The organism is Methylobacterium sp. WL103, assembly GCF_008039885.1.
Taxonomy (GTDB): Bacteria; Pseudomonadota; Alphaproteobacteria; order Rhizobiales; family Beijerinckiaceae; genus Methylobacterium; species Methylobacterium cerastii.
The window spans coordinates 1-7,753 of the sequence record NZ_VRUX01000170.1; the positions used below are offsets into that span (position 1 = coordinate 1).

Consider the following 7,753-nt stretch of genomic DNA (forward strand, 5'->3'; position numbering starts at 1 on the left):
GGCCCGGCCCGTAGACGTCGGCGAGGACCGCCTCCATCAGCTCGGCCCGCTGGATCAGCCCGGCGCTCAAGCTCCGCCACTCGGCCGCCTCGATCACCAGCGGCAGCGAGCCCAGCGGCCAGGCATGCTCGCGCTGGTCGCCGTAAATGCGGAACGAGATGCCGGTGTCGCGGATGTGGCGCTCGGCCGAGACGAAGCGGGCCATGATCTCGGGCTCGGAGAGCCGCGCGAGCCGTTCCAGCAGCCGGGGCCACGCGCCGCGCGGGCGACCGTCGGCGTCGCGGTACTCGTCCGGGCGTCCGGGCTCGGGCCGATAGCCGTCGGTCCAGCGGGCGAGCCGGTCGGGCTCGTCCGCCGCGTCCGGCCCGGTCGCCGCCTGATACCCCGCCGTGACCTGTGCCGCCCCCAGCGTCGAGCTCATGTCGGTTTCGGCGTTCTCAGGTCGAGGGTGTGGGGGAATTCGGGGTTGGTCTCGGGCGCCGGCATCGCGACCTTGCCCGGCGTGTGGCCGTGGGCCTGGAAGCGGGCCAGCCGCCGCCCCTCCGCCTCGTAGGTGTTGACCGGATGGGTCTCGTAGTTGCGCCCGCCCGGATGGGCGACGTGATAGCGGCAACCGCCGAGCGAGCGCCCGCTCCAGCTGTCGAGGATGTCGAAGGTCAGCGGCGAGTGGGCGGGGATCGTCGGGTGCAGCGACGAGGCCGGCTGCCACGCCTTGAACCGCAGGGCCGCCACCGCTTCGCCGTTCGTGCCGGTGCCGGTCATCGGCAGGCGCCGGCCGTTGCAGGCGATGACGTGGCGGCCGGGCACGAAGCCCTCGACCTTGACCTGCAGGCGCTCCACCGAGCTGTCGACGAAGCGGACGGTGCCGGCACTGGTCCCCTCCTCGCCCATCACGTGCCACGGTTCCAGCGCCTGACGGAGCTCGAGCTTCACGCCGCCATGCTCGACCCGGCCGAAGACGGGGAAGCGGAACGCGGCCTGCGCCTCGAAGGCCGTGGGGTCGAAGTCGTAGCCCGCGGCCCGCAGATCCTCCAGCACGTCGAGGAAGTCGGCCCAGAGGAAATGCGGGAGCATGAAGCGATCGTGCAGGCCCGTGCCCCAGCGGACACAGCCGCCGACCTGCGGCTCGCGCCACAGCCACGCCACCAGCGCCCGCAGCAGCAATTGCTGCGCGAGGCTCATGCGCGGGTCCGGCGGCATCTCGAAGGCGCGGAACTCGAGCAGGCCGAGCCGCCCGGTCGGCCCGTCGGGCGAGTACAGCTTGTCGATGCAGATCTCGGAGCGGTGGGTGTTGCCGGTGACGTCCACGAGGATGTTGCGGAACACCCGGTCGACGAGCCAGCGCGGGATGTTGGGCTCGTCCGGCCCCGGCACCTGCGCCAGCGCGATCTCCAGCTCGTAGAGGCCGTCGTGGCGGGCCTCGTCCATGCGCGGGGCCTGGCTCGTCGGGCCGATGTAGAGGCCCGAGAACAGGTACGAGAGCGCCGGGTGGCGCTGCCAGTACAGCACCAGGCTCTTCAGGAGGTCGGGCCGGCGCAGGAACGGCGAGTCGTCGGGCGTCGCGCCGCCCATCACCACGTGGTTGCCGCCGCCCGTCCCGGTGTGGCGCCCGTCCACCATGAACTTTTCCGCGCCGAGCCGCGTCTGCCGCGCGTCGGCGTAGAGGTCGGTGGTGATCGCCACCGCCTCGCGCCAGGAGGTCGCCGGGTGGACGTTGATCTCGATCACGCCCGGGTCGGGGGTGACCTTGATGACGTTGAGGCGCGGGTCGAAGGGCGGCTCGTAGCCCTCGACGTGGATCGCGAGCCCGAGCTTGTCCGCCGCCGCCTCGAGCACGCCGATCAGCTCGAGGTACTCGTCGGCGCGCTGGGTCGGGGGCATGAACACCCGCAGCGTCCCGTCGCGCGGCTCGACGGCGAGCGCGGTGCGCACCGCGACGCCGGTGATGCCGCCACCGTTGACGGTCGCCTTCCCTGCCTCCTTGCCCGGCCCCTCGCCCGGATGTCCCTCGCCCGGATGTCCCTCGCCCGGATGTCCCTCGGGCAGGGGATCGCGCGGCTCCAGCGGGTCCTGCGGCTGGTAATAGGGGTAGTGCTCCGGCGGCACGTGCGGGAGCGAGCCGAGCGGCAGGCGGAAGCCGAGCGGCGAGTCGCCGGGCACCAGGAAGGCCTGGCCCCGCCGGAAGGCCCAGGCCTCCGAGATCCAGACCCGGTCGGAATCGCCGTCCTTGCCGGTGGGCAGGCTCGCGAGCGGCAGGACGAAGCCGGCCGGATTGCCGAGCCCCCGCTCGTAGACGCGGCTGATGCGCGAATCGAACTCCACCGAGCCGCTCTTGGCCTCCTGCGTCGTCACGTTGACGGGAAGCTCGGCGGTCTTCTCCTCCCAGTGCGCCGGGTCCTCGTAGGCCGGCATCACGTAGTCGCCCAGGCCGAAATGCCCGGCGACCGCGTCGATCAGCTTGCGCGCGGCGTCGGCGTCGGCCGACTTCGGGGCGTCCTCCCGCGCGATCAGGTCGGCGTCGCGCCAGATCGGGCGGCCGTCGCGGCGCCAGTAGAGCGCGAAGGCCCAGCGCGGCAGGCTCTCGCCCGGATACCACTTGCCCTGGCCGTAATGCAGCATGCCGCCCGGCGCGAAGCGGTCGCGCAGGCGCCGGATCAGCTGGTCGGCCAGCCCCCGCTTCGACGGGCCGACGGCGGCGATGTTCCACTCGGGCGCCTCGAAGTCGTCGATCGAGACGAAGGTCGGCTCGCCGCCCATGGTCAGGCGCACGTCCTGGGCGACGAGGTCGGCGTCGACCCGGTCGCCGAGCGCGTCCATGGCGGCCCAGACCGCGTCCGAGAACGGCTTGGTGATCCGCGGGCTCTCCTCGACCCGGGTCACGGTCATCTCGAAGCCGAACTCGACCTTGGCCGGCTCGGCCAGCCCCGAGATCGGCGCAGCCGAATGGTAGTGCGGGGTGGCGGCGAGCGGGATGTGCCCTTCCCCGCAGAGCAGGCCGGAGGTGGCGTCGAGGCCGATCCAGCCCGCTCCCGGCAGGTAGACCTCGGCCCAGGCGTGCAGATCGGTGAAGTCGGTCTTGGTGCCCTCGGGCCCGTCGACCGCGGTGGTGTCGGGCACGAGCTGGATCAGGTAGCCCGAGACGAAGCGGGCGGCGAAGCCGATCCGGCGCAGCACCTGGACGAGGAGCCAGCCGGAATCGCGGCACGAGCCGCTCTTCAGGGTCAGGGTCTCGGCCGGCGTCTGGACGCCCGGCTCCATGCGGACGCCGTAGGCGACCTCGCGGCTGATCTGCGCGTTCAGCGCCACGAGGAACAGCACGGTGTTCGGCTCGGCCGGCAGGCGCGTCAGGAAGTCGTCGATCTCGGGCCCCTGCGCGTCGTCGAGGACGCGGTAGGGCGCGAGCTCGGCGACGAGGTCCGGGGCGTAGGCGAAGGGGCGCGTCTGCGCGTAGTCCTCGACGAAGAAGTCGAACGGGTTGATCACCGACATGTCGGCGGTGAGGTCGACCTCGATCTTCAGCTCGCTGGTCTTCTCCGGGAAGACCAGCCGGGCGAGCCAGTTCCCGTTCGGGTCCTGCTGCCAGTTCACGAAGTGGTTCTCCGGGGTCACCTTGAGGGTGTAGGAGGGGATCTTCGTGCGGGCATGCGGCGCCGGCCGCAGGCGGATCACCTGGGGACCGAGCGCGATCGGCCGGTCGTAGGTGTAGTGGGTGACGTGGTGCAGGGCGGCTTTGATCGACACGGGCACTCTCGTCTGGGCGAAGCAGGTGGCGGCCGGACCGAATCCGGCGGTGCCCTCGTCTTCGCCTTATGCGGCAAAGGGGGGGAGGCAAGCAATTTCCATGCGGCCTCCGGCTCCCTGCGGCGCGCCGCGTGAATTCCGCTCCGCCCACCCCTTCGCCCGCCCGGGGAACTTTGCCGGGCAAGCCCGTTTGATGCGGCGAGGGCGGGCCGCCTGCCTGCGCTCGCCGACATCTGCCGACGACGCCTTCGACGACAGGGTGCTTGCCCGCCTCGGGCGCCGGGACCCGCCATGAAGATCTTCCAGTGCCAAGCCTGCGACCAGCCGCTCACGTTCGAGAGCACGGCCTGCGACAGCTGCCAGCGGCGCCTCGGCTACGTCTGCGAGGTGCACGAGATCTCGGCGCTGGAGCCGTCCGGGCAATCGGCCCATCCGGGCTCGGGCGCGGCGCAGACCTTCCACGCCTACGCACGCCCCGGGCCGCGCTACCGGTTCTGCGCCAACGCCCGGCACGCGGCCTGCAACTGGCTCGTCCCGGACGACGCGCCCGAGACGTTCTGCGTCACCTGTCGCCACAACCGCGTGGTGCCCGACCTGACGCTCGCCTGGAACCTGACCCGCTGGCGCCAGGTGGAGGCGGCCAAGCACCGGCTGTTCTACTCGCTGCTGCGCCTCGACCTGCCGCTGGCGACGCGGGCCGCCTACACCGACGGGCTCGCCTTCGACTTCCTCGTCGACCCGTCCGAGAGCTTCCTGATCGGGCCGCCGGTGCTGACGGGCCACCTCAACGGCCTGATCAGCATGAACATCGCCGAGGCCGACGACGTCGAGCGCGAGCGGCGCCGGATCCGCTTCGGCGAGCATTACCGCACCCTGCTCGGGCACTTCCGTCACGAGATCGGGCATTACTTCTGGTACCTGCTCGTCCAGAACAGCCCGCACCTGTGGACGTTCCGCAACTTGTTCGGCGACGAGAGCCTGAACTACGTCGGCGCCCTGCAGACCCACTACGCCCACGGCGCCCCGAGCGATTGGGAGGAATCCTACGTCTCGGCCTACGCCACCAGCCACCCGTGGGAGGACTTCGCCGAGACCTGGGCGCACTACCTGCACATCGTCGACACGGTGGAGACCGCATCCACCTTCGCGCTGCAGCTGCGGCCGCAGCTGCGCCGGGGGCCGAGCGAGCCGGTGGTGATCGACTTCGACCCCTATCGCACCCCCGACCTCGACAAGCTGATCGCGGCGTGGCTGCCCCTCACCTACGCGGTGAACTCGCTCTCGCGCAGCATGGGCCAGCCGGACCTCTACCCGTTCCGCCTGACGCCCGCGGTGATCGCCAAGCTCGCCTTCGTCCACGAGCGCATCTACGCGGTGCGCGGCGACATGGGTCCCCAGGCCGGCGCCGAGGCGGGCGCCGACATCCTGCGCGCGGTGATCGCGGGGTTGCGCCAGAAGGTGGCGGTGCCAAACGCGTGAGCGCTGCGGGGACCCTGCGTCCGGCCGCGGCGAAGGGCAGTCTTCCTCAGGTGGATTTCGCCGCCCGGTCCGCCTTGAACGCCGCGTGCTCGGCGAGCAGGTCCCCCGACAGCGCCTTCTCGATCAGGGCGCGGGTCTCGGCCACGCCGTAGAGCGCCACGAACGAGCCGAAGCGCGGGCCGCGGGCCTCGCCGAACAGCACGTTGTAGATCGTGGTGAACCACGCCTGCGACACGCCGGGCCGCCCGTCCGGGCTCTTGCCCTTGCCCGACAGGTCCGGGAAATGCCGCCGGCCGACCTCGTAGACCACCGCCTGGAGGCCTTCCGGATCGGTCGAGCCGTCGTGCTCGGCGAGCGACGCGGAGAGGTCCTCGAGGGCTGCGCGCTCCTCCGGGCTCGGCGCGCGGTAGCTCTTGGCCGGGCGCACGAAATCGCGAAAGTACGCCAGCGCATGGCCGACGAGCCGGTCGAGGCCGGGATGGGTGTCGGGTCCGACGTCGGCGGCATAGCGGCGGATGAAGCCCCAGAGCACCCCCGGCTCCTCGGCGTTGGCCACCGCCACGAGGTTAAGCAGCATCGCGAAGCTCACGCCGCCCTTGGCCCCGCCTTCCGCGCCCTCCCCGATCCGCTCCGGCGCGGGCGGGTTTCCGGCATGGATGTGCCAGACCGGGTTGCCCAGGCGCAGCTTGGCGTCCTGCCCGGCGTAGCGCTCGGAGAAGTTCAGGACCTCGTCGACGTGCCGCGGGATCACGTCGAAGAACAGCCGCTTGGCCTCGCGCGGCTTGTTGTACATGAACAGGCTCAGGCTCTCGGGCGTGCCGTAGGCGAGCCAGTCGTCGATCGTGAGCCCGTTGCCCTTCGACTTCGAGATCTTCTGGCCCTTCTCGTCGAGGAACAGCTCGTAGTTGAAGCCTTCCGGCGGCTCGCCGCCGAGCGCCCGGGCGATCTGCCCGGAGAGCTTCACCGAGTCGATCAGGTCCTTGCCCGCCATCTCGTAGTCGATGCCGAGCGCCACCCAGCGCATCGCCCAGTCGGGCTTCCATTGCAGCTTGGCGTGGCCGCCGGTGATCGGCGTCTCGTAGGCCTCGCCCGTCTTCGGGTCGCGCCAGGCGAGCGTCCCCTTGTCGGCATGCACCGCGTCGATCACCACCTGCATCACTTCCCCCGTCACCGGGTGAAGCGGCAGGAACGGCGAGTACGAGGCCGAGCGCTCGGCGCGCAGCGACGGCAGCATGATCGCCATCACCGCGTCGTAGCGCTCCGCGACCCGCATCAGGGCCTCGTCGAACGCACCGGAGCGGTAGCACGCGGTGGCCGAGCGGAACTCGTAGTCGAAGCCGAAGGCGTCGAGGAAGCGGCGCAGCTCCGCGTTGTTGTGCGCGCCGAAGCTGTCATGCGTCCCGAACGGATCGGGCACCCGGGTCAGCGGCTGGTTGAGGTGGCCGGCCAGCATCGCGCGCTCGGGCACGTTCTCGGGCACCTTGCGCAGGCCGTCCATGTCGTCGGAGAACGCGATCAGCCGGGTCGGCACGGCGTCCTTCGTCAGGACCCTGAAGGCGTGGCGGACCATCGAGGTCCGCGCCACCTCGCCGAAGGTGCCGATATGCGGCAGGCCCGACGGGCCGTAGCCGGTCTCGAACAGCACCTCGTGCTTGGGCCGGCGCTCCAGCCGCGCCACGAGCTTGCGCGCCTCCTCGAACGGCCAGGCGGCGGCGTGGGCTGCGGCCTCGATCAGGTCGGGGTCGAGGTGGAGAGGCGCGGACATGGGCTTCGAGACGCTTCGCGTGTGACATGGGGTTTTTGCGGGTGCGGCACCCTAGAGCATTTTCGAGCGAGGGGGATGCCGGCTCGCGTGAAGAAAATGCAATCCCGCAACAAGTGAGAATATTTTCGGTGATGCAAAGATAACTGAAAATGCTCTCGTGCGGTTTACCGCGATGCGAAATCCGAAAAGGACCGGAACGCAGGGCGCGAAGAGCGCACTGCGGAGCGAAAGCCCAAGCCCAAGCCCAAGCCCAAGCCCAAGCCCAAGCCCAAGCCCGCGGAGGCGGGCGCCGGCGATCGAGGCGTCAGGAACACAGGGCCGGCGCTTTCGAGCGATGGCCCTGAATCAGAACGGGCTCACGGGGAAGAACCGCAGGTACAGCTCGGTGTACTTCCCGTCGTCCCACACCCGCTGGAGCGCGTCGTCCAGCGCCCGCGACAGGGCCGCGTCCTCCTGTCGGGTGATCAGCCCGATGCCTTCGCCGAAGTAGCGGTTCTCCAGGTAGTCGCCGCCGGTCAGGGCGCAGCAATTGCCCGCCTCCAGGCCGCCGACCCAGAGGGCGAGGCCGAGCCCGTCGGCGAAGACGTAGTCGGCCTCGCCGCGCTTCACCGCGCCCTCGGCGGAGGCGAGGTCGGAAAACGGCTTCGCCTCGGCCTTGGGAAGGACATGGTGGTAATCACCAAGGCCGCCCCACGGGCCCGGAGGCGTAGGGCGTTGGCGGGGTGGGGGTGGAAAAAAAAAGGGGGGGGGGGGGGGGGGGGGGGGGGG

5 protein-coding genes are annotated in these 7,753 nt (G+C 70.9%); 1 reads left to right on the forward strand and 4 read right to left on the reverse strand.

All coding sequences use genetic code 11. The features are described 5' to 3' along the window. Together FV222_RS12315 and FV222_RS12320 are read right to left on the reverse strand one after the other, a co-directional pair. On the reverse strand, positions 1-421 hold a 421-nt coding region (locus FV222_RS12315), incomplete at its 3' end, for a circularly permuted type 2 ATP-grasp protein (protein WP_187277318.1). Beyond that, positions 418-3,741, reverse strand: a complete 3,324-nt coding sequence (locus tag FV222_RS12320) for a transglutaminase family protein (RefSeq protein ID WP_147814448.1) — start codon at positions 3,739-3,741, stop codon at positions 418-420. The genes FV222_RS12320 and FV222_RS12315, both read right to left, overlap by 4 nt. Before the next feature lie 291 nt (positions 3,742-4,032). Between FV222_RS12320 and FV222_RS12325 the strand changes: the two genes are divergently transcribed. Next, positions 4,033-5,220, forward strand: coding sequence for a putative zinc-binding peptidase (locus FV222_RS12325; RefSeq protein ID WP_147751512.1), 1,188 nt, complete (start codon positions 4,033-4,035; stop codon positions 5,218-5,220). A 46-nt stretch (positions 5,221-5,266) separates the two neighbouring features. Here the strand turns inward: FV222_RS12325 and FV222_RS12330 are convergent, their stop codons facing one another. Further along, entirely contained in the window at positions 5,267-6,985 is a 1,719-nt protein-coding gene (locus tag FV222_RS12330; protein WP_147763373.1) for a lysine--tRNA ligase, read from the reverse strand. A 345-nt stretch (positions 6,986-7,330) separates the two neighbouring features. Beyond that, on the reverse strand, positions 7,331-7,753 hold a 423-nt coding region (locus tag FV222_RS12335), incomplete at its 5' end, for a transporter substrate-binding domain-containing protein (RefSeq protein WP_147814451.1).